At 70.5% G+C, this 20379-nt stretch carries 20 protein-coding genes; 10 read left to right on the top strand and 10 right to left on the bottom strand.

Features of this window, described 5'->3' with window-relative positions; all coding sequences use genetic code 11:
• Position 1 precedes the first annotated feature (1 nt).
• Together LK06_RS05215 and LK06_RS05220 are read right to left on the bottom strand one after the other, a co-directional pair.
• Complete coding sequence (locus LK06_RS05215; protein WP_039651760.1) at positions 2-1303, bottom strand: phosphoribosyltransferase family protein; 1302 nt, start codon at positions 1301-1303, stop codon at positions 2-4.
• Between the two features lie 12 nt (positions 1304-1315).
• Positions 1316-1630, bottom strand: a complete 315-nt coding sequence (locus LK06_RS05220) for a dsRBD fold-containing protein (protein ID WP_039651759.1) — start codon at positions 1628-1630, stop codon at positions 1316-1318.
• A gap of 104 nt (positions 1631-1734) precedes the next feature.
• Between LK06_RS05220 and LK06_RS05225 the strand changes: the two genes are divergently transcribed.
• Positions 1735-2166: a YchJ family protein gene (locus LK06_RS05225; protein WP_043433220.1), complete on the top strand. Its 432-nt coding sequence runs from the start codon at positions 1735-1737 to the stop codon at positions 2164-2166.
• 16 nt (positions 2167-2182) lie between these two features.
• On the opposite strand, the gene LK06_RS05230 is transcribed toward LK06_RS05225, so the two are convergent.
• Entirely contained in the window at positions 2183-2884 is a 702-nt protein-coding gene (locus tag LK06_RS05230) for a FadR/GntR family transcriptional regulator (RefSeq protein ID WP_039651757.1), read from the bottom strand.
• Between the two features lie 139 nt (positions 2885-3023).
• Between LK06_RS05230 and LK06_RS05235 the strand changes: the two genes are divergently transcribed.
• Both LK06_RS05235 and LK06_RS05240 read left to right on the top strand, forming a co-directional pair.
• Positions 3024-3542: a gluconokinase gene (locus LK06_RS05235; RefSeq protein WP_043433246.1), complete on the top strand. Its 519-nt coding sequence runs from the start codon at positions 3024-3026 to the stop codon at positions 3540-3542.
• Positions 3543-3578: 36 nt separating this feature from the next.
• Positions 3579-5030 carry a GntT/GntP/DsdX family permease gene (locus tag LK06_RS05240; RefSeq protein WP_039651756.1) on the top strand — a complete coding sequence of 484 codons (1452 nt, stop codon included), beginning with the start codon at positions 3579-3581 and terminating at the stop codon, positions 5028-5030.
• Positions 5031-5081: 51 nt separating this feature from the next.
• Here LK06_RS05240 and LK06_RS05245 read toward each other — a convergent pair whose 3' ends face one another.
• From LK06_RS05245 to LK06_RS05255, 3 genes are all read right to left on the bottom strand, one after another.
• Positions 5082-5711: a cytochrome b/b6 domain-containing protein gene (locus tag LK06_RS05245; RefSeq protein ID WP_039651754.1), complete on the bottom strand. Its 630-nt coding sequence runs from the start codon at positions 5709-5711 to the stop codon at positions 5082-5084.
• A complete protein-coding gene (locus LK06_RS05250) occupies positions 5695-6429 on the bottom strand; it encodes a molybdopterin-dependent oxidoreductase (protein WP_039651753.1) in 735 nt (244 codons plus the stop codon). The genes LK06_RS05245 and LK06_RS05250 overlap by 17 nt, the downstream gene beginning before the upstream one ends.
• Before the next feature lie 225 nt (positions 6430-6654).
• The gene (locus LK06_RS05255; protein WP_071659102.1) at positions 6655-7704 is read right to left on the bottom strand and encodes a hypothetical protein; all 1050 of its coding nucleotides are present in this window, start codon (positions 7702-7704) and stop codon (positions 6655-6657) included.
• 379 nt (positions 7705-8083) lie between these two features.
• Between LK06_RS05255 and LK06_RS05260 the strand changes: the two genes are divergently transcribed.
• The 6 genes from LK06_RS05260 to LK06_RS05285 all read left to right on the top strand — a co-directional run bounded on the left by LK06_RS05260 (position 8084) and on the right by LK06_RS05285 (position 12755).
• The gene (locus tag LK06_RS05260) at positions 8084-8986 is read left to right on the top strand and encodes a DMT family transporter (protein ID WP_052318891.1); all 903 of its coding nucleotides are present in this window, start codon (positions 8084-8086) and stop codon (positions 8984-8986) included.
• 38 nt (positions 8987-9024) lie between these two features.
• Positions 9025-9540 carry an NUDIX hydrolase gene (locus tag LK06_RS05265; RefSeq protein WP_039651751.1) on the top strand — a complete coding sequence of 172 codons (516 nt, stop codon included), beginning with the start codon at positions 9025-9027 and terminating at the stop codon, positions 9538-9540.
• A gap of 21 nt (positions 9541-9561) precedes the next feature.
• Positions 9562-9954 (top strand): YidH family protein, encoded by a 393-nt coding sequence (locus tag LK06_RS05270; protein WP_039651750.1) that lies wholly within the window; start codon positions 9562-9564, stop codon positions 9952-9954.
• Positions 9955-9956: 2 nt separating this feature from the next.
• Positions 9957-10277, top strand: coding sequence for a DUF202 domain-containing protein (locus tag LK06_RS05275; RefSeq protein ID WP_039651749.1), 321 nt, complete (start codon positions 9957-9959; stop codon positions 10275-10277).
• A gap of 225 nt (positions 10278-10502) precedes the next feature.
• Positions 10503-11525 (top strand): phosphotransferase family protein, encoded by a 1023-nt coding sequence (locus LK06_RS05280; protein WP_039651748.1) that lies wholly within the window; start codon positions 10503-10505, stop codon positions 11523-11525.
• A gap of 6 nt (positions 11526-11531) precedes the next feature.
• Entirely contained in the window at positions 11532-12755 is a 1224-nt protein-coding gene (locus LK06_RS05285; protein WP_043433216.1) for an acyl-CoA dehydrogenase family protein, read from the top strand.
• 79 nt (positions 12756-12834) lie between these two features.
• On the opposite strand, the gene LK06_RS05290 is transcribed toward LK06_RS05285, so the two are convergent.
• From LK06_RS05290 to LK06_RS05300, 3 genes are read right to left on the bottom strand one after another with little or no spacing between them, the layout of a single operon-like run.
• Positions 12835-13428 (bottom strand): TetR/AcrR family transcriptional regulator, encoded by a 594-nt coding sequence (locus LK06_RS05290; protein ID WP_039651784.1) that lies wholly within the window; start codon positions 13426-13428, stop codon positions 12835-12837.
• 26 nt (positions 13429-13454) lie between these two features.
• Entirely contained in the window at positions 13455-15134 is a 1680-nt protein-coding gene (locus LK06_RS05295) for a class I adenylate-forming enzyme family protein (protein ID WP_043433214.1), read from the bottom strand.
• Positions 15131-15901 (bottom strand): SDR family oxidoreductase, encoded by a 771-nt coding sequence (locus LK06_RS05300; protein WP_039651743.1) that lies wholly within the window; start codon positions 15899-15901, stop codon positions 15131-15133. Before LK06_RS05300 ends, LK06_RS05295 begins: the two co-directional genes overlap by 4 nt.
• Before the next feature lie 188 nt (positions 15902-16089).
• Between LK06_RS05300 and LK06_RS05305 the strand changes: the two genes are divergently transcribed.
• On the top strand, positions 16090-17385 hold the full coding sequence (locus LK06_RS05305) for a hypothetical protein (RefSeq protein ID WP_043433213.1): 1296 nt from the start codon (positions 16090-16092) through the stop codon (positions 17383-17385).
• Between the two features lie 18 nt (positions 17386-17403).
• Here the strand turns inward: LK06_RS05305 and LK06_RS05310 are convergent, their stop codons facing one another.
• On the bottom strand, positions 17404-20193 hold the full coding sequence (locus tag LK06_RS05310; protein ID WP_043433211.1) for a penicillin acylase family protein: 2790 nt from the start codon (positions 20191-20193) through the stop codon (positions 17404-17406).
• Positions 20194-20379 lie beyond the last annotated feature (186 nt).

The raw sequence follows: 20379 nt of genomic DNA on the forward strand, positions 1-20379 counted from the left end.
GTCAGACGTGGGCGGGTGCCAGATGGTCGGTGAACCAGTCGCGGGCCAGTTCGGTGACCGCATCGAGCGTGCCGGGTTCCTCGAAGAGGTGGGTGGCACCGGGGACGACGGCCAGCCGGTTCTCGCAGCGCAGCCGGGCCTGTGCCTCGCGGTTGAGATCGAGGACCATGGGGTCCGCGCCACCGACGATGAGGAGGGTAGGCGCGGTCACGGCGGGCAGCCGTGGTCCGGCGAGGTCGGGCCGACCGCCGCGGGAGACGACCGCGGCGGGGCGTGTGGAGGGCTCGGCGGCGGCCCACAGGGCAGCGGCGGCGCCGGTGCTGGCGCCGAAGTAGCCGACGGCGAGCCCCTCGACCTCGGGTTCCTCGCGCAGCCAGCGGGTGGCGTCCGTCAGCCGTCCGGCCAGCAGGCCGATGTCGAACACATTGGTGCGGTCGCCTTCCTCCTCCTCGGTGAGCAGGTCGAACAACAGGGTGCCGAGGCCGGACCGGCGCAGTCCCTGGGCCACGTACCTGTTCCGCGGGCTGTGTCGGCTGCTGCCGCTGCCGTGGGCGAAGGCCACAACCCCGGTGGCGCCGCCGGGTACGGTGAGTCGCCCGCGCAGACCGACGCCGCCGGCGGTCACCGTCACCTCCCGGTCGCCGGAGTCGGTGCCGCCGGCCTGCCGGTGGCGCCTCGCGGCTTGCCGCAGGCAGGCGATGACCTCCTCGTCGTCGACCTGCGCGAAGTCGGCGTAGAACTGGCCGACGGCGGAGAAGTACCGGGGGGTGTCCAGGCAGACCAGTTCGTCCGCGTCGCCGCCCAGCCGCCGGGCGAAGTCCGGCGGGGCCACGGGGACCGCCAGCACGATCCGGGCCGCGCCGCGGGCCCGGGCGATCCGGCAGGCCGCCCGGGCGGTGGAACCGGTCGCCACGCCGTCGTCGACGACCACGGCGGTCCGTCCGGCCACGGGAACCGGGGAGATCGCGCCGCGGTAGCGCGCGGCCCGCCGTTCCAGCACCCGGCGCTCGTCCTCTTCGACCCGCGTCAGTTGCGCCTGCGTGACCCCGGTGGCGCTCATCACCTCCTGGTTGAGCACGCGTACGCCGTCCTCGCCGATCGCGCCCAGCCCCAGCTCCGGCTGGTAGGGCGCGCCGAGTTTGCGCACCAAGCAGATGTCCAACGGTGCGTCGAGCGCGTCGGCGACCGCTGCCGCGACCGGCACTCCGCCCCGGGGCAGTCCGAGGACCACGAGGTCCTGGCCCCTGAGGTACTCCAGCCGGGCGGCCAGCCGCTGGCCCGCTTCGAGGCGGTCGGTGAACACGGTGGCCTCTCCTCACTCGCCGTACGGTTGCCAGAGCGGTGCCGGCATATCGGACTCGGCCGCACCGGTCGCTTTCATGTCGCCGTCGGCGGCGCGCAGGAGCCTGCGGCCCATGGCGATGAGCGCACGCCCGGCGGCGAGTTCGTCGCCGATCTCCGGCACCGACGCGTCATAGGGGTTCCGGCGGGCCTCCGCGCGGCTCTCCATGACGTTGTCACCGGTGTCCAGGACGATCCGGGCCGTGGTGTCCGGGTCGTGTTCGGACAGGTACAGACTCAGCCGCCACTCCTTGACGTGCGGAGCACGGTTGCTCACGGGTCGGGTCATGGTGCGTCTCTCCTCCCTGCACCGCGAGCCCGGCGGGGCGCACCAGCCGGACCCTTCCACTGTGCACCCCGCCGACGGCAGATGCCTCCCAGGAGGCGGGCAGAATGAGGGCCATGACGACGCGCTCCTGCCCCTGCGGACTCCCCCGGCCCTACGACGCCTGCTGCGGCCGGTTCCTGTCCGCGCCTCGAACGCGCTCGGTTGGTGCGGCGGCCCCCACGGGTTCGGCCGCCGCACCGACCGCAGAGCTACTGATGCGCTCGCGGTACACCGCGTTCGCGACGGGGGACGTGGAGTACCTGCTGCGCACCTGGCATCCCCGGACTCGGCCCGGGCGGCTGGAGCTCGACCCCACGATGCCGTGGACGGGCCTGGAGATCCTCGGTACGGCCGGCGGCTCCGCCTTCCACACCACGGGCACGGTGACCTTCCGCGCCTCGTACCCGGGTGGTTCGCTGCACGAGCGGAGCCGCTTCGAGCGGCTGGACGGCACGTGGGTCTACGTGGACGGGGACTTCCCCGAACCGGGCGAGTAGCGCGGGGGCAGCACGCCTAGGGTGCCAGGACGTCCAGTTCGTGGAGGGCGCCCAGGGTGATCTGCCTGGTGAGTTCCTCGGCCCGGGCGAAGTCCCGGGCGCGGACCGCCTCCGCCACCTGCACGTGCAAAGTGACGGCCGCCGGGTCGGGGTCCTCGAACATGACCTCGTGGTGGGTACGGCCGGCCAGGACCTCCGCGACGACGTCGCCGAGCCGGGCGAACATCTCGTTGCCCGAGGCGCACAGGATGACCCGGTGGAAGGCGATGTCGTGGACCAGGTACTCCTCCAGCTTGTGCCCGCGTGAGTGGGCCACCATGCCGAGGGCGCACTCGGTGAGTTCGGCGCACTGCTGCGCCGTCGCGTTCTTCGCGGTCAGGCCCGCGGCGACCGGTTCGATCGCGGAGCGCAGCACGGTCAGGGAACGCAGTTGGTGCGGGCGGTCGGCGCCCGCGAGACGCCAGCGGATGACCTGCGGGTCGTAGACGTTCCACTCGGTCTTCGGGCGGACCGTCACCCCGACCCTGCGGCGGGACTCGACCAGGTGCATGGATTCGAGTACACGGACCGCCTCGCGCATCACCGAGCGCGACACCTCGAAGTCCTGTGCCAGTTCGTCGGTACGCAACACGCTGCCCACCGGGTATTCGCCGGCGGTGATCGCGGGGCCGAGGGTGTCCAATACGCGGCCGTGCAGCCCCCGGCCTGGTGTGCTCATGCACTCAGCGTACGGCCTGGATCACGGAGCAAAAAGTCAGACGTATATGTCATGCCCCCTTGAATTAGTCCTACCTAATGAGTTTCAGTATGGCGACGCCGATGTGGCGTCGGATGTCGCGGAAGACAGCGAGGTAGCGATGCGCACCCCCTTGGTCGTCATCGTGATGGGCGTCACGGGGACGGGCAAGACCACGATCGGTCCCTTGCTCGCCGCACGACTGGGCGTCCCCTACGCCGAAGGCGACGACTTCCACCCGCAGGCCAACATCGACAAGATGTCGGCTGGGGTCCCGCTCGACGACGCCGACAGATGGCCCTGGCTCGATGCCATCGGCCACTGGGCGCAGCGGCAGACCGGACTCGGCGGGGTGGTCAGCAGCTCGGCGCTGAAGCGGTCGTACCGCGACCGACTCAGGTCCGTCGCCCCCGCGATCGTGTTCCTGCATCTCACGGGCGACCGAAAGCTGATCGAGGACCGGATGTCGCGGCGGCAGGGGCACTTCATGCCGACCGCGCTGCTGGACTCGCAGTTCGCCGCGTTGCAGCCGCTGGCGCCGGACGAGGCGGGAGTCACCGTGAACGTCGGCGGCAGCCCCGGGGAGATCACCGAACGCGCGGTGCGGGCACTTCGAGCGCTTCCTGCGGCATCCGCTTAAGCACCCAAGAGTCCCCGTAACCGCAAGGGAACCCCCGTGACCAGACTCAGCGTCGAGATGCTGGCAGCGGACACGCCTCCGCCCATCACTTCCGCCGGACACGCCCGGTTGGGCTTCGCCGTCCTCGTGGGCATCGCCGTGATCATCCTGCTCATCACCAGGTTCAAGCTCCACGCCTTCCTCGCACTGACCATCGGATCGCTGGCGCTCGGGACGGTCGCTGGAGCACCGCTCGACCAAGCCATCACCAGCTTCACCACCGGGCTCGGCGGCACGGTGGCCGGAGTGGGCGTCCTGATCGCGCTCGGGGCGATCATGGGCAGGCTCCTCGCCGACTCCGGCGGCGCCGACCGGATCGTCGACACGATCCTGTCCAGATGGGGCGGTGCGGGATCGCAGGCCGCTGGGCAGAAGGGGGGCGACGGGCGGGGGCGGGGCGGCCGGGCCATGCCGTGGGCGATGGTGGTGATCGCCTCCTTGATCGGCCTGCCACTGTTCTTCGAGGTCGGTATCGTGCTGTTGATCCCGGTCGTCCTGATGATCGCCAAGCGCGGCGACCACTCCCTGATGCGTATCGGCATCCCGGCCCTGGCCGGCCTGTCCGTGATGCACGGTCTCATACCCCCGCACCCCGGTCCGCTGGTCGCGATCGACGCGGTGGGGGCCGACCTCGGTGTGACACTCGCGCTCGGCGTGCTGATCGCCGTCCCGACCGTGATCATCGCCGGACCACTCTTCTCAAAGGTCGCGACCCGTTGGGTGGACCTCCCAGCCCCCGGCCGGATGCTTCCGCAGCGAGCCTCAGCCGAGTTGGAGCGCCGTCCGGGCTTCGGTGCCACGCTCTCCACCGTGCTGCTGCCGGTGGTGCTGATGCTGACCAAAGCGCTGGTGGACATCGCCGTCGACGACCCGGCCGACCGAACTCAGCGGGTATGCGACGTCCTCGGCTCGCCGCTGATCGCGCTGCTGGCCGCCGTGATCGCCAGTTTCTTCACGCTGGGCCGGCCCGCCGGGTTCGGCAAGCAGCACTTGCAGCGGACGGTCGAACAGGGCTTGATGCCCCTTGCCGGCATCCTGCTGATCGTCGGCGCGGGCGGCGGGTTCAAGCAGACGCTGATCGACTGCGGTGTGGGGCGGGCGATCCTGGACGTCTCCAGGCACTGGCCGGTCCCGGCGCTGCTGCTCGCCTGGCTGATCGCGGTGGCGATCCGGCTGGCAACCGGGTCGGCGACGGTGGCCACGGTGTCGGCGGCGGGCCTGGTGGCACCACTCGCGGCGGACATGTCGACCACGCACGCGGCCCTCCTCGTCCTGGCCGTCGGCGCGGGCTCGCTCTTCTTCAGCCACGTCAACGACGCCGGTTTCTGGCTGGTGAAGGAGTACTTCGAACTGAGCGTCGGCCAGACCTTCAAGACCTGGTCCGTCATGGAGACGATCATCTCGGTGGTTGCGGGCGGTCTGATCCTGCTGGTGTCCGTGGTGATCTAGGCGGGGTACGGCGACGGCCGATGCGGCCCCGGCCAGCCGGGGCCGCATCGGTCACGGACGCCACAACGGATGCTCCCGCTGCGCCCACTCCCTGCTCACCGCGCCGGTCCGCAGTCCCCTCCGTGCCTCCGGGTCGCCCAGGGCCATGCCGATGTGGCCCGCCAGGACCACTCCGATCGTCAGAGCCAGCCAGTCGTGGACGAAGGTCGCCGAGGTGCGCCACATCAGTGGCGTGAGGTGGGTGAACCACATCATCAGACCCGTGCCGAGCATGACCAACGTCGCCCCGGCGATCCAGGCGGCGTAGATCTTCTGGCCAGCATTGAATTTGCCCGCCGGGCGGGAGGAACGCCGCTTGTCGCGGCGCATCGCGGCGCGCAGCCAGACCCGGTCGTGCGGGCCGAAGCGGTTGAGGAACCGCAGATCGGCACGGAAGGCGCGGGAGGCCAGACCCAGCAGGACCGGCACCGGCAGGGCCAGCCCCGCGCACTCGTGCACACGGACGACCAGTTCACGGCGGCCGACCAGGACCGCCAACTGCGGGATGTACAGGACGGCCGCCGTCAGCACACACACGCCCATCAGCGCGGCCGTCATACGGTGCACCCAGCGTTCGGCATGGCTGAAGCGACCCACACGGGCGCCCGGCGGAGCGGCCGGGGTCTCAGCTCGTAGGCTCATCAGTCCGTCCGTTCGAGCGCCCCACCCAGGCATCGACGTCATAGCCCAGTTTCTCCCAATAGCCTGGTTTGACCCGGTCCGTGACCGTGATGCCGGAGAGCCACTTGGCCGATTTGTAGAAGTACATGGGGGCCACGTAGAGGCGGACGGGGCCGCCGTGGTCATGGCCGATGTTCTTGTCCTGCATGCGCAGAGCCACCAGCACGTCCGGGCGGCGCGCCTGGTCGAGGGTGAGGCTCTCGGTGTAGGTGCCGTCGAAGCAGGTGAAGCGGATGGCCTTCGCGGAGGAGCGGACGCCCGCCGCGTCCAGCAACGTGGAGAGCCGTACCCCCTCGAAGGGGGTACCCGGGACGCGCCAGCCGGTGACGCACTGGACGTCCTTGACCAGGCGGGTCTGCGGCAGGGCACGCAGGTCGGCCAGGGTGTAGCTACGCGGGTGATCGACCAGGCCGTCAACGGTGAGACGGTAGGTCGTGGCGCTCTTGTGCGGGACGGAGGCGGCGACGGAGTAATAGCGGAAACCGCCGCCGTTGGGGAGCAGGCCGGTCAGGCCCGTGGGGTCCTTGTCGGCGACGCCACCGAGGAAGTTCTCCAGGCCGCGCTGCAGCGTGGGCGCGGCGACCACGCCGAGCGCGCCCAGGCCAAGGGTGCCGAGGAACACACGGCGGCCGACGGGAGTGCCTTTCGGTTCGGATGCCTCGGATCGTTCGGGGTTCACGCTCCCATTCGAGCACTGGGGAGGACCCTGGGGCCAGGGAGCACGGACGCCGGTCAGCAATCCGTAATGACTTCCCGGATCCGCGGCGGCACCTCGCCCCCTGCGGCGGCTCACCCCTGTACCGACTCCGGGACGGCCGCACGCCGCTGCAGCGGCTCGCCTCCGTGCCGTCGGCCGCGGACCACTGGTGGTGATCGCGAGACCTGCACGCTTCCCGCGCGCCGCTCAGCAGATGCCCAGCGCCCGGGCACGCGCCGACCGAAAGGCCACCTGCGGGTCCCGGCGCCCGTACGACCAGGGCGCCGAGGTGGCGTGCTCCCCGATGCGCTGGAACAGAGCCGCCGCCTCGGCCGCACGACCGGCGCCGGACAGGGCGAAGACGAGGTGATTGAGGTCGACGTGGCGGCGGGGATGGTCATCGTGTTCCCACTCCAACCACCAGTCGAAACAGGCACGCAGGATCCGGCGGGCTCGGGGGCCGGACCAGTGCCGGGAGGTCGACGGGTCGGCCGGGGTCAGGCCGGCAGCGGCGAGGACCCGGTAGCGCTCGACGTACGCGACGACGGGCAGGACTGCCAGCGGGGAGTCCGCGGGGGCCCCGGCGGCGGCCAGTTCGGCGAAGTCGTACACCTCGTGGGTCTCGGCCCGGCCGCCCGCGGGCCGTTCGGCGAGCCGGGCGACCACCAGATGGTGGGCATGGTGGTGCTCGGGGTGGCGGCGGCCCAGTTCCGCGAAGACGCCCAGCAGTTCGCGCTCCGGGCCGTAGGCGCGCGCGAGCAGGAGCAGGCCGAGCCAGGGGGTGGGGTCGCTGGGGGCGAGCGCTGCGGCCGTGGCACAGGCCTCGCGGGCCCGCTCGAGATCCTCCTTGCCGCGCAGCGAACGGTGGACCAGGGCCAGGGCGAACAGCGCCGCGGCATCGGCGGAGCCGGTCTCGGCGTGCAGCCAGTCGTGGGCCCAGGCAGCGGCGTAGGGCTGCCGCGCGAGCACGGTGAGGCGGTGACCACGGCGGTCCCAGTCGTCGCCGGTGCGCAGCAGCAGCGAGCGGGCCGCCTGCCAGCGGCCCTGCGTCAAGGCAGCCCGGGCGGTGCGCAGTTCCGCGTCGTCGAAGGCATCGTCGAAGGCGTCGTCGAAGGCATCGTCAAGGATGTCATCGAGGGCGTCATCGAGGACTTCGTCGCAGGCACCGCGGAAGGCGCCGGAAGCGTCCGGGACGATGCCGTTGGGCTGGTCCGTGAGGGCCCGGTGGGCACCGAGCAGAGGCGGGATTGGGGACACCGCAGGACTTCCTGTTTCTCAGGCTGCCATCGAACGATCACTCACAGCAAACCCTCAGCCAAGGGTCACGTCAAGCGGAACGGAGGTGTTGATAACTTCACCTAACGTAGGGAGAAAGCCATTTGAGGCTGATCGCCGCAGGTCGGCCGGGCCCCGGCCAACTGCCGGGCGGGTGACTGTGGCGTACACCATGGCACCGCACAACCGGCGAGCGGACGCCGACCCACCGGTCCGGCTCCTGCGTCCGACCCGCGACCGTCCGGACCGCATGACCGATTCGACCGCCCGGTCCCGGTACTCTCCGGAGCGATACGGCCCCGGGGCGCTACAGTCGGCCACTACGCGCTCGTGCGTCCGGCCGGATGATCGAGGTACGCAGGTGTCCGTTGTGGTTTTCCTCCTCGCCGTGAGCGCGGCGTGCTGTCTTGGGTTCGGGTTCGTGTTCCAGCAGAACGTCGCCCAACGGGCCCCACTGGGCGACTTCCTCTCGCCCAGGCTGCTACTCGACCTGATGCGGGTGCCGCGCTGGCTGGGTGGCCTCGGCCTGATGGTGGCCGGCATGACGCTGGGTGCGATCGCCCTCGCCAAGGGCGAGGTCTCCCTGGTCGAGCCGCTGCTCGCGACCAATCTGCTGTTCGCCCTCGCGCTCTCCCGCCACCAGACCAGACAGCCACTGGGGCGCCAGGGCTGGGCTGGGCTGCTGCTGCTCGCGGGCGGTGTCAGCGCGTTCATCACGGCGGGCGAGCCGCGCGCCGGCAGCGCCGTGACCAATCCCATGCGGCACTGGCTGATCATCGGTGCCGTGGTGGGTGCGGCGTTGATCCTCACGGCGTGCGCCAAGCGGTCCCGGCTGAGCTGGGGGCCGGTCCTGCTGGCCCTTGCGGCCGGCCTGCTGTACGGCGTCCAGGACGCGCTCACCCGAGTGAGCGGCACGCGCTTCGCCGAGGGCGGCCTCACCGCGCTGCTCTCGGGGTGGCAGCCGTACGGCGTACTGGTGTGCGGAGTCACCGGGCTCATCCTGGTGCAGAGCGCGTTCGAGACGGCACCGCTGCGCATGTCGCTGCCCGCGCTCACCGCAGCCGAGCCGCTCGCCGGGATCCTGTGCGGGGTGGGCTTCCTCGGTGACCGGCTGCACACCGACACCGGGGCGCTGGCCTGGGAAGCGGCCGGACTCGCGGCTGCGGTCGGGGGCATCGTGCTGCTCGGGCTGCACCCGGCGATGCCGTGCCGTAGCGCCGAGGCCGAGGCCGAGCTCGTCGACCGCAGTTGCCGGCACCGCTGAATGGGCACTCGCGGATGTGAAGGGATGTGAATGCGAACATGGACCCTGCTGACGAGATCCTCGACGTCGTCGACGAGAATGACCGGGTGGTCACCCAGTGTCCGCGCGGCGAGGTGTACGCCCGCCGATTGCGCCACCGCTGCGTGTTCATCCAGGTCCGGGACGCGGACGGCCGGCTGTTCGTCCACCGGCGCACCGCCGGCAAGCTGGTATTCCCCTCCTTGTACGACATGTTCGTCGGCGGGGTCGTCGGGGCGGGCGAGTCCTACGACGAGGCAGCACTGCGGGAGGCGGAGGAGGAACTGGGCGTGAGCGGCCTGCCCCGCCCGGCCTTCCTCTTCAAGTTCCTCTACGACGACCGGGTGGGCCGGAGTTGGTGGTCGGCGGTGTACGAGGTGCGCTGCGACCTGCCCGTGCAGCCCCAGGCGGAGGAGGTCCAGTGGTACGACTTCCTGCCCGAGGGGGAGGTCGAGCGACTCCTCGGCAGGTGGGAATGGGTACCGGACGGCCGGACGGCGTACGAGCGGCTGCGGGCGTTCCGGGCGGACCAGTGAGGCGCCGGTAGGGTCCTGCACGTGACGGAATTCGTACAGAATGTCCGACTGTGGTTCGCGCCGGAACAGGTGCGGGCCGAAGGGAGCACGCCCGACTACCGGTTCTCGCTGGCCAATGAGCGCACCTTCCTGGCCTGGCTGCGTACCGCGCTGGCGCTGATCGGCGGCGGCTTCGCGGTCGACCAGTTCCTGCCGGACCTGCGCTGGGCGTGGCGGGTGGGTCTCGCCCTCGCGCTGCTGGGCGCCGGCGTGCTGTGCTCCCTGCGCGCGGTGAATCACTGGGTCCGCTGCGAGCGGGCGATGCGACGCGGCGAGGACCTGCCCGGATCCCGCTTCCCGGCACTGCTGGGCCTGGTGATCGCGGCGGTGGCGTTGGCGATGGTCGTGGTGGTGGTGGCCGGATGGGCGGGGTGAGCATGGACGAGGGGCCAGGCGGACGGGACCCGGGACTACAGCCCGAGCGCACCCGACTGGCCTGGCGACGCACCACACTGACAGCCACGGTGGTTGCCGTGCTCGCCGTGAAGACCGCACTGCACGATGGCCTGACGACCGCCGGAGTCGCCGTGTCCGCGCTGTGCTGCACACTGTGGCTCGGTTTCCTGCGGGTGACCCAACACCGCGTCCACGCGCTGACCTCTGGCACCCGACCGGCCGCACTGGCACCCCGACACGCGACCACCGCAGCGCTGTACGCAGTGGCGCTGGCCGTGTGCGCGGCTGCCCTCGTGGTCTAGGAGCGGCGGCGGACACCGGCACGCCGCACACGAGGGACACGGGGATGACCGCTGACCCGCTGGGCGGCGGGTACCGGCGGCCCCCTCGGCCCGTACACCGGGGAGCCGCCGGCACTATCGTGGCCCCGGTCACGTTCGACCCGCCGCCCGCTTCGTGCACTGGACGACATACCGACCGGTCGGCATCATGAGTGGAGTCCTGTTCACCCTTCGGAGGAGTGATGTATGAGCGCCGACCACCCACCCGGACTCCACCTGGACCGGCTGCGCACCCTGCTCGACCGCGAACGCCCCGGTCTGGTGAACGGCCCGCTGACCGGACGGCTGATCGAGGGCGGACGGTCGAACCTCACCTATGCTCTCTCCGACGGCACCTCGAAGTGGGTCGTCCGCCGACCCCCACTGGGGCATGTCCTGGCCACCGCGCACGACATGAAGCGCGAGCACCGGGTGATCAGTGCCCTGCATCCAACCCGGGTACCGGTCCCGCAACCCGTACTGTTGTGCGAGGACGAGGAGGTCCTCGGGGCGCCCTTCTACGTCATGGAGTTCGTCGAGGGCACCCCGTACCGCACCGCCCAGCAGCTGGCCCCGCTCGGTGAACAGCGCACCCGCGACGCGGTGCTGTCCCTGGTGGACACGCTGGTCGACCTGCATGCCGTGGACCCCGCTGACGTGGGCCTCGCCGACTTCGGCCGGCCGGAAGGCTTCCTGGATCGGCAACTGCGCCGCTGGGGCAAGCAGTTGGACGCCTCCCGCAACCGCGACCTGCCCGGCATCGACGAGCTCCACGCGGCGCTCGGACGCGCGCTGCCGACCTCCCCGGCCCCAGCGGTCGTACACGGCGACTACCGGCTCGACAACGTCCTGATCGGCGAGGACGACCGGATCAAGGCCGTCCTCGACTGGGAGATGTCGACGCTCGGCGACCCGCTGACCGACCTGGGCCTGTTGGTGATGTACAGCCGGCCGCTCGGCATGCCCGACTCTCCGGTCTCCACCACCGCCGAGGCCCCCGGGCACCCGTCCCCACAGGAGCTGATCGACCGGTACGCCGCGCGCTCGGGGCGCGACGTCAGCACGGTCCCCTGGTACACGGCGTTCGCCTGGTTCAAGCTCGCCGTGATCCTGGAGGGCATCCACTACCGGTACACGCTGGGCAGGACGGTCGGGCCGGGCTTCGACCGCATCGGCGAACTCGTACCCGTCTTCATCAACCACGGACTGACGACTCTCCAGGAAGGCTGACCGGACATGGACTTCGCGTTCGACGCGCGCACCGAGGAACTGCGCACCAGGCTCCTCGCCTTCATGGACGAGCACGTCTACCCGGCCGAGGCGGTCGCCGAGGATCAAAGGGCCGCACTGGACTCGCCCTGGGACACCCCGGCGGTGGTCGAGGACCTGAAGGCCGAGGCACGCAGGCAGGGGCTGTGGAACCTCTTCCTGCCCGACGCCGAGTACGGCGCCGGACTGACCAACCTCCAGTACGCGCCGCTCGCCGAGATCACCGGTCGCTCTCCGCACTTGGCACCCACCGCAACGAACTGTGCCGCACCCGACACCGGGAACATGGAGGTGCTGGCGCAGTTCGGCAGCGAACAGCAGAAGAAGCAGTGGCTGGAGCCGCTGCTGGCCGGTGAGATCCGGTCGGCGTTCGCCATGACCGAACCGGACGTGGCCTCTTCGGACGCCACGAACATCACCACGCGCATCGAGCGCGCCTCCGACGGGTCCGACGAGTACGTCATCACCGGCCGCAAGTGGTACATCTCCGGCGCGATGAACCCGGACTGCCGGATCTTCATCGTCATGGGCAAGACGGACCCGGACGGTGCGGACATCCGCCGCCAGCAGTCCATGGTTCTGGTCCCGCGCGACACGCCGGGCGTGACGGTCAAGCGCGCGATGCAGGTCTTCGGCTACGCGGACCATTCCCACGGCGGTCACGCCGAGGTGGTCTTCGACCACGCGCGAGTGCCGGTCTCCCACCTCATCGGCGAGGAAGGCGGCGGCTTCGCCATCGCCCAGGCCCGGCTCGGCCCCGGGCGGATCCACCACTGCATGCGGCTGATCGGCATGGCCGAACGCGCGATCGAGCTGATGTGCCGGCGAGCCGTCTCCCGCACGGCCTTCGGCAAGGCGCTGGCGCAGCAGGGCGTGGTCCAGCAGTGGATCGCCGACGCCCGGGTCACCGTGGAACAACTGCGCCTTCTGGTGCTGAAGACGGCCTGGCTGATGGACACCAGCGGCAACCGGGGTGCCCACACGGAGATCCAGGCCATCAAGATCGCCACCCCGCGTGCGGTGGTCGGCATCCTCGACCGCGCGATCCAGTTGTACGGCGCGGCCGGTGTGAGCCAGGACTTCCCGCTGGCCGAGTTGTACGCGGGCGCCCGCACCCTGATGTTGGCCGACGGCCCGGACGAGGTGCACCAGCGGTCGCTGGCGCGCAGGGAGTTGAAGAAGCACCTGTGAGGGCGGCGAGGGGCTGCCGCGCCGGCGGCAGCCCCTCGCCCGCTCTCCAGGGCCGCGGTGGCTCCCTCCAGGACTGCCGTCAGGGGCGCAGCGCCCGCAGCAACAGGTCGGCGAGGTGGTCGGCGACCTGCTGGGGCGTGAGGGGGCCTTCGGGGCGGTACCAGGTCGCCAGGTGGTGGACCGAGCCGAAGTGGTAGTCCACGACCAGGTCGGCCGGGGTCGCGGTGGAGAAGACGCCCGTCTTCTGGCCCTCCTCGATCAGGGCGCGGAAACGCTCGTGGTAGCGGCGGCGCTCGGCGCGGACCTGCTTGTTCTTCTCCGGGCTCAGTTGATGCATGGAGCGGAAGAAGATCATCGCGTCGTCCAGGTGCTCGATCGTCGTGACGACGACGTCCGCCGCGGCTGCCCTGAGCCGCTGCTCGACCGGCTCATCGGCGTCCGCGAACGCGTCCAGCCGCTCCTGCTGGACGCGCAGCAAGCGCGCGTACACCTCGTGCAGGAGGTCGTCCTTGGAGCCGAAGTAGTGGTACAGCGCCCCCTTGGTGACGCCGGCTGCCTCCACGATCTCCTGCACGGAGGTGCGGTCGTATCCCTGCTCGGCGAAGAGCCGGGTGGCGGCGGCCAGCAGCCGCTGTGGAACGGGCGTTCCGTCTCCGTCCGTCGTCCTGGGCACTGCCGCCACCTGCCTTTCCTCGTCGCCTACTGACCGGCGTCGTCGTTGTCGTGCGCGCGGGAACGCAGTTCCCGCCGGAGGATCTTCCCACTCGCCGTCTTGGGTAGGTCGGGCAGGATCTCCACGTGGCGCGGGTACTTGTAGGCGGCCAGTCTCTCCTTGCAGTACACCGCGAGTTCATCTGGGTCCACCTCGGCCCCCGGACGCAGGCTGACACAGGCCTTGACGGTCTCCCCACGGTAGCCGTCGAGAACGCCGACGACTGCTGCCTCGCGCACCGCCGGGTGGGTGTACAGGACGTCCTCCACCTCACGGGGCCACACCTTGAAGCCGGACGCGTTGATCATGTCCTTCTTGCGGTCCACGACGTACAGCCAGCCCTGTTCGTCCATGAAACCGATGTCCCCGGTGCGCAGCTCACCGTCCGGGAAGGTCTCGGCGGTGGCCTCTGGGCACCGCCAGTACCCCGGCACGACCTGCGGCCCGCCTACGACGATCTCGCCCTGTTCGCCGAAGGGCACCTCGTCGCCCTGTTCGTCCAGGATGCGCACGAGGGTGTCCGGGCCGGGCAGACCCACCGACAGTGTCCCGGAGGCGCGGTCGACGGGGGCCTCCAGGCCGGGCGGGACGGAGGCGCAGGGGGCGGTGCACTCGGTGAGGCCGTAGCCGACGCGGATGTACGGCCCGAACCGCTCCTGGAACCTCTCCACCAGGGACGGTGGTACGGGCGCGCCCCCGGAGGAGAGGTTCACGAAGGAGGCGAAGTGCTCACGGGTGACGTCCGGGTGGGCGGCGAGCGCCATGTACGCGGTGGACGGGCCGACCGTGTAGTGCGGGTGGTGCTCGGCGAACGCCTCCAGGACGACACCCGGCTCGAAGCGGTAGGCGAGCACCAGGGTGCCCGCGCTGTTCAAGCAGGCGCCGAACTGGCAGACCATGCCGGTGATGTGGAACAGCGGCGCGAGCGCGTAGTAGACGGGCGCCTCGGGCAGGTCGAGGCCCCTCCGCTGCCGCTCGGCGTTGTGCATGATGTTGCCGTGGGTGTTGGTGGCGCCCTTGGGGGTGCCGCTGGTGCCCGAGGTGTAGCTGATCAGCGCGATGTCGTCCGGGCGCGGCGCGCGCCCCTCGGGCGCCGCGCCGCCCTGCCGGGCGACGGCCACGAGGTCGTCGGCGTCCGGGGCCTGGGGCAGCCGCTCGAAGGCCAGCACGCGCGCGTCGTCGCGGGTCTGGAAGTCCAGTTCGCAGCCGGTGAGGACGATCCGCACCGGCGATCCGGCGGCGGTGTCCCTGAGGTACCCCTCCCAAGCCCGGTCGGAGCAGATCAACGCGGTCACCTCACCGTCCCGCAGGACGTGCGCGACCTCGGCCGACTTGTACATGGGGTTGACCGGGACGACGGTCGCTCCCGCCTTCCAGGCACCGAGCACCGCGAGGACGAAGTGCGGGGAGTTCTGCAGCAGGACGGCCACCCGGTCGCCGCGTTCGAGTCCCCGCGCGGCGAGGTGCGCGGCGACGGAGTCGCTCAACTCGTCTACTTCGCGGTAACTCAGCCGGGCGTCGAAGTAGGCGAGGAAGGTGCGCTCGGGGGCCTGGGACACCGCAGCGCGCAGAGCGTGCACGAGTGAGTCGGCGGGGGCGACCGGGGCACGCTGAGCCTCGTCCAGCAGGGCCAACCAGGGCCGGGCGGAGTACCGCGACGTGGTCACCGGGTTTCCTCCCACTTCTGCTGGATGTGGTTCATGCTCGTCAGCCAGCGGTCGGGGTCACCGGCCCGCGCCTGGTAGAAGCCGGCCACCTCCGGGTGCGGCAGGATCAGGAAGCGATCCTCCTCGATGCCCCGGAACAGGGCGTCCGCGACGGCCTCAGGGGCGATCGCGGTCGGCCGGAGCACCAGGTCGCCCGCGGTGCCAGTGGCTGCGAGCATGTCGGTGCGCACGCCCTGCGGACAGATGGCGTGCACCTTCAGACCCCGGTGACGGTAGGTGAGCGACAGCCACTCGGCGAAGGCCAAGGCACCGTGCTTGGTGACGCTGTAGGAGGGAGCGCCGATCATGGTGAGGAGCCCGGCGGCGGAGACCGTGGAGACGAACCGGCCGCTGCCGCGCTCCAGCCAGCCGGGGAGGAGTCCGTGGGCCGCGCGGACGTGGGCCATCACATTGACGTCCCAGGCCGTTGCCCAGGACTTCTCGTCCAGCGGTCCGCCGGTGCCGCCGTCCTCGAAGGCGACGCCGGCGTTGGCGCAGTAGACGTCGACGGCGCCACCGAGGGCGTCCCGCGCGTCGTCGACGACGGTGGAGGCGTCACCGGGCACCGCGATCCCTCCGATCTCCTCGGCCACCGCTTTGGCCTTGCCTGCGTCCAGGTCGTTCACCACGACCCTGGCGCCCTCGCCGGCGAATCGGCGGGCCAGCGCGGCCCCGATCCCACCGCCCGCTCCGGTGACGACCACTCCCGCATCCCGCACGGCTTCCACCTCGGTCTCCTTCGACACGAATATCGCGTGGCGCGCTTTGACTCCGCCTGGCCAGACTAACCAGTCGGTATGTCACTGGGAAGAGTGACCGCGCCAACCGGGTGAGGCGCGGAGTATGGCCAACCTCGCCCCGTAGCAGGACGATGCGCCCGTAACGCGTCGTTTCAGGGGGGACGAGGGAGCCTGGCATGGCGGATCCTGGGATGAACGTGACTCCCTACTGGGAGCTGACCTTCGACGCGGACGGGGACGTGGACGGCCCCGAACGCGACCAGCTGACGGCACAGGTCACGGACCTCGGCGTCCGTGACCTGATCGTCTTCGCACACGGCTGGAACAACGACCGATCGGGAGCGACCGCGCTGTACCGCCGTTTCTTCGCCCCCATCCCGAGGCTCGCGCCCAGGGCCCGACTTGGCTACGTGGGCGTGATCTGGCCGTCGATGCGGTTCAGCGACGAGCCGATCCCGGACTTCCCCAGGTCCGTGGCTCCAGCCCCGGGACCGCACCCGGGGCTGGACGAGGACACCGTGCGTGCGCTGCGGAACACCTTTCCCGGCCGGGCGCCCGAGATCGCCCGGCTGGCCGTGCTGCTGGACCAACGACCGGCCGGAACCGAGGGGCTGCGGGAGTTCGGGCGGCTGGTGCGACTGCTGGTGACCGGGGAGCAGCGGCCGGGTGCGGCGGACACCGGGGAAGAAGGAGGCGAACCGGCCGTGTTCACCCAGGACCCGGTGACCGCATGCGAGGCGTTCGCGAGCGCCCTGGCCGCACTCGACTCACCTGGTACGACCAACCGCTTCAGCATCCCCAACCCCTGGGAGGGCGCCAAGGAACTGCTTCGACAGGCCACCTACTACACGATGAAGCGGCGGGCCGGAACGGTCGGCGAACACGGACTCGGGCCGGTGACCGGACAGCTGGCCCACGCAGCGCCCGGGGTACGGGTGCACCTGGTGGGCCACAGCTTCGGCGGGCGGCTGGTGTCGTTCGCACTGCGCGGGCTACCCGGTGGCGTACGTGCGGTGCGGTCGGTGACCCTGCTCCAAGGCGCCTTCTCGCACTACGCGTTCGCGGACCGGCTGCCACACGATCCGGACCGGTCGGGAGCCCTGAAGGACCGGCAGCGGCGGATCGACGGCCCGCTGGTGTGCTGCTACTCGCACTTCGACTCGGCGCTCGGCACCCTGTACCCGCTGGCGTCCCGGCTGGCCGGGGACGACCGCTCCTGCGTGGGCGGCGAGATCGCTGCCGTGCTGGGTCCCAGATGGGGTGCCATGGGGCACGACGGGGTGCAGGCGGTACCGGGTACCGTGCGTCTGGACCTCGCCGCAGCCTTGAACGGATCCCTGCCCGCCGCGGGCTGTGTGAACGTGGACGCGGCAGCCGTGGTCCGGCACGGCGGACCGCCCAGCGGGGCGCACAGCGACATCGTGCACCCGGAGCTGGCACGGGTGGTGCTGGCGGCGGGCCGCATCGCCTGACCCACCGCCAGCGTCACCTCACCGGTGCGAGGTGTACTCCACGACCTGCTGATAGGTCGGCCGGTTCTGCCAGCCGATCTTGCCGTGTTTGATGCCGCCCAGGGTGCGCTGGACGATCGAGTCAGCGCACCACTGGTCGCCCGCGGAGCACTGGTCGTCGCCCGGGTAGACCTGCGCGGCGGTCATGCCGGCCGCCTGTTTCAGCGTGCTGATCAGGATGTCCCGGCAGGAGCTGAGGCTGCCGCCGCCGCAGTACTCGTGCGCCAGCGCTCCCTGCACGTTCTCCCCGAGCACCGACCGGATGTCCTTGTCGACGTAGCTCCACCAGCCGTACTGGAATGCGCTTCCGGCGTGTGCCCCGGTCGGGCCGTGTCCGGAGGACGGGGCCTCGTCGATCCCCAGATTGCCGGTGAAGGCGGTGTACAGGTCACTGCCCAGGCCCGGTTCGAACTCGGCCTTGACCAGGAGCGGCCACCAGGCGTCCAGGATGCGGATCGCGTCGGCGTCGGCGTACGTCTTCGCACCGGCCGAGGTCTCAGTCCGCTTGGCGCCAGCCGTCACCCACGCCTGGAGCTTGGTCACCGCCGCGGCGGCCGTGGAGTCGGTCACCGCCGAGGAGTCGATCACCTTGAGCAGCTTCGGCAGTACGTCCTCGGCACGCAGGTCGGTGAGGGCGGCGTCCGCCATGGCCTTCACCAGTGCCGAGCGCGTCACCCCGCCGGCCGCGATCAGTTTCTTCACCCGGTCGTCCAGCAGATTGCCGCGGTGCACCGAGCCGTCGCCCCAGGACGCAGTCGTGTAGTCCTTGGCCGGCTTGTTGTTCCAGGAGATGTAGTAGTCCTGACCGACGGAGTGGGGGTGGGCGGAGGCCGGGGTGTAGTCCGCCGTGTTGGTGGCGGGGTCCCAGTTCCGCCACTCGTACGCCGGCTGTGCCCACACCGGGAAGTCGGCGTCGACGCCGCTCGCCCGGACGGGGTTGTCGCCGCTGTTGTAGTAGGCGGTGTGCTGGGAGTCGGCGTAGAACCAGTTGAAGGTGTAGTTGATGTGCTGCGCCGCGCTCTGGAAGTCTTCCGGCCCCTTGACGAAGCCCGGATCGTTCAGCATCTGGAAGCCGATGATCGAGTCCACCTCATGGAGGTATGAGGAGCGCAGGGTGGCGTAGGCGACCTTCTTGCCGCCGACGGTCGCCCGGTACTGCACGGGTCCGTACTTCGTACGCCATACCCGCATGGTGTAGGAGCCCGCGGCCGTGCCGTCGGCCAGGGTCGGCGACCAGGAGTTCTTCCGCTCGACCTCGTCCATGGCGGTACAGGTGCCGTGGTACAGGTAGTGGTGGTCGTCCTGGCACAGCTCGACGGCGTAGGTGTCGATGATGTCCTGGCCGGAGCTGGTGGCGCTCCAGGAGTAGTCCTGGCCGCGGCCGAGTTCGACGTACATGCTCAGGCCGGCGAAGGACGCGCCACGGGCGCTGATGCCGGGGCCCTGGATCTCCTGGAGCATGAGCAGCTGCGGCGCGAAGTAGCCGGTCTGCGGGCCGAAGACGGCGACGGGGTGGCCGCTCGCGGTGTACTTGCCGCTGACCACGAGGGCGTTGGACATCCCACGTCTGGCGGAGCCCAGCGTCGCCTTCGCGGCCGTGGCGGAGGCGCTGGTGGCGCTCGCCGTGGCCGCGCTGCCGGTGCGGTCGTAGACGAGCGGCTCCCGGGTCACCGAGCCCGCGTCGGGCAATGCCTCGCCCTTGGCCGCAGTGGGTTTGGACGCGTACGGGAAACTCTCACCGTCGTGGACGGTGAGGACTGCCTCGGGGTCGTTGCGCTCACGGAAGGACTCCCAGACCTTGGTGCCCTCCTCGACGCCGTACTTGGATTGGGCCGCGATCAGTGAGAGGGCGTTGCCGACCTCACCGCCTCCACCGGAGCCGAACAGGGAGCCGATGACGGAGGCCAGCGCCACCAGGTCGGTGATCTTGAAGTGCTCTATGGTGCCGGCGTTGGTGATCGCGTTCTTGTGGCCGGTCAGGTCGTACTCACCGGGGAAGTAGCGGCCCTTGTCGGAGGCGTCGATGTAGGCGTTGATCCCGGCGAGGTAGGCGTTGGCGTCGGCCATGGCCTGGCGGCCCCGGGCGCCGTTCTCCGCCACCGCGTTGTCGATCTGCGCCTGCAGGTCGGCCTCGGTGTAGGGCGCGTTGCGGTAGAACTGCTGCTCCAGGCCCTGGTTGGCGGCGGCACCGCCGGCGAAGGAGGTCAACTGACCGCGGCCCACGTGTCGGAAGACGTCCATCAGCCACAACCGGTCCTCGGCCGCCGCATACCCGGCGCCGAACTCGGTGCCGTAGCGGGTGGTGCCGGTGATGTGCGGCACACCGGTCTTCTTGTCGCGGACGATCGTCACGTCACCGCGGCCGGCGGGCTTCTCCGTGGAGGCGACCTGGTCGGACGGGACTCCGAACGAGGCGTCGTTGAAGAAGGAGTTGATGGTCGACTCGGTGAGGCCCGGGTATCCGGTGGCCAGGTGGGCGTACGGGCCGAGCTGGTCCTCGGCGTGCGCGGGCTGGATGCCGAAGGCCTGGTTGAGCAGGATCTGCACGAGGGTCGCGTTGCCGTTCTCACCGGGCGGCAGGATGTCCGAGCACTGGCCGCCGCAGTAGTCCCCGGAGGCGGTCGCATCGGCCGCCGCCGCTGCGGTCTGGGTGAGCGGGGAGAGGAGACCCGCGATCAGAACACATGCGGAAGCGGACTTCAGGAACCCGGGGAGTCGGCGGAACGTTCTCAGTCTGTCAAGGACGGTACGTGGGGTTCGCCATGGCATGGCAGCTCCTAGCGACTGGGGTGGGCGAACGTTACCGCCGGTATCCCCGAGTTTGAAGATGAACAAGCGTCACCTTTTGGTGACTGCAAGGGATCCCGAGAAGAGATGGAGCCGAATCGCCTGTCGACACGTCTCTTCGACGACGTCCGTACGACGACGCCGAAGTGAGTGGAGTACAGGTGCAGG

Origin of the sequence: Streptomyces pluripotens, assembly GCF_000802245.2 — a bacterium.
In the GTDB taxonomy this organism is placed as follows: Bacteria; Actinomycetota; Actinomycetes; order Streptomycetales; family Streptomycetaceae; genus Streptomyces; species Streptomyces pluripotens.

What these genes read in the sequence shown, in the direction of transcription:
- LK06_RS05220 (WP_039651759.1), bottom strand. Translation starts at nt 1,630, where the DNA reads ATGACCCGACCCGTGAGCAACCGTGCTCCGCACGTCAAGGAGTGGCGG.
- LK06_RS05225 (WP_043433220.1), top strand. Translation starts at nt 1,735, where the DNA reads ATGAGGGCCATGACGACGCGCTCCTGCCCCTGCGGACTCCCCCGGCCC.
- LK06_RS05230 (WP_039651757.1), bottom strand. Translation starts at nt 2,884, where the DNA reads ATGAGCACACCAGGCCGGGGGCTGCACGGCCGCGTATTGGACACCCTC.
- LK06_RS05235 (WP_043433246.1), top strand. Translation starts at nt 3,024, where the DNA reads ATGCGCACCCCCTTGGTCGTCATCGTGATGGGCGTCACGGGGACGGGC.
- LK06_RS05245 (WP_039651754.1), bottom strand. Translation starts at nt 5,711, where the DNA reads ATGAGCCTACGAGCTGAGACCCCGGCCGCTCCGCCGGGCGCCCGTGTG.
- LK06_RS05265 (WP_039651751.1), top strand. Translation starts at nt 9,025, where the DNA reads ATGGACCCTGCTGACGAGATCCTCGACGTCGTCGACGAGAATGACCGG.
- LK06_RS05275 (WP_039651749.1), top strand. Translation starts at nt 9,957, where the DNA reads ATGGACGAGGGGCCAGGCGGACGGGACCCGGGACTACAGCCCGAGCGC.
- LK06_RS05280 (WP_039651748.1), top strand. Translation starts at nt 10,503, where the DNA reads ATGAGCGCCGACCACCCACCCGGACTCCACCTGGACCGGCTGCGCACC.
- LK06_RS05285 (WP_043433216.1), top strand. Translation starts at nt 11,532, where the DNA reads ATGGACTTCGCGTTCGACGCGCGCACCGAGGAACTGCGCACCAGGCTC.
- LK06_RS05305 (WP_043433213.1), top strand. Translation starts at nt 16,090, where the DNA reads ATGGCGGATCCTGGGATGAACGTGACTCCCTACTGGGAGCTGACCTTC.
- LK06_RS05310 (WP_043433211.1), bottom strand. Translation starts at nt 20,193, where the DNA reads ATGCCATGGCGAACCCCACGTACCGTCCTTGACAGACTGAGAACGTTC.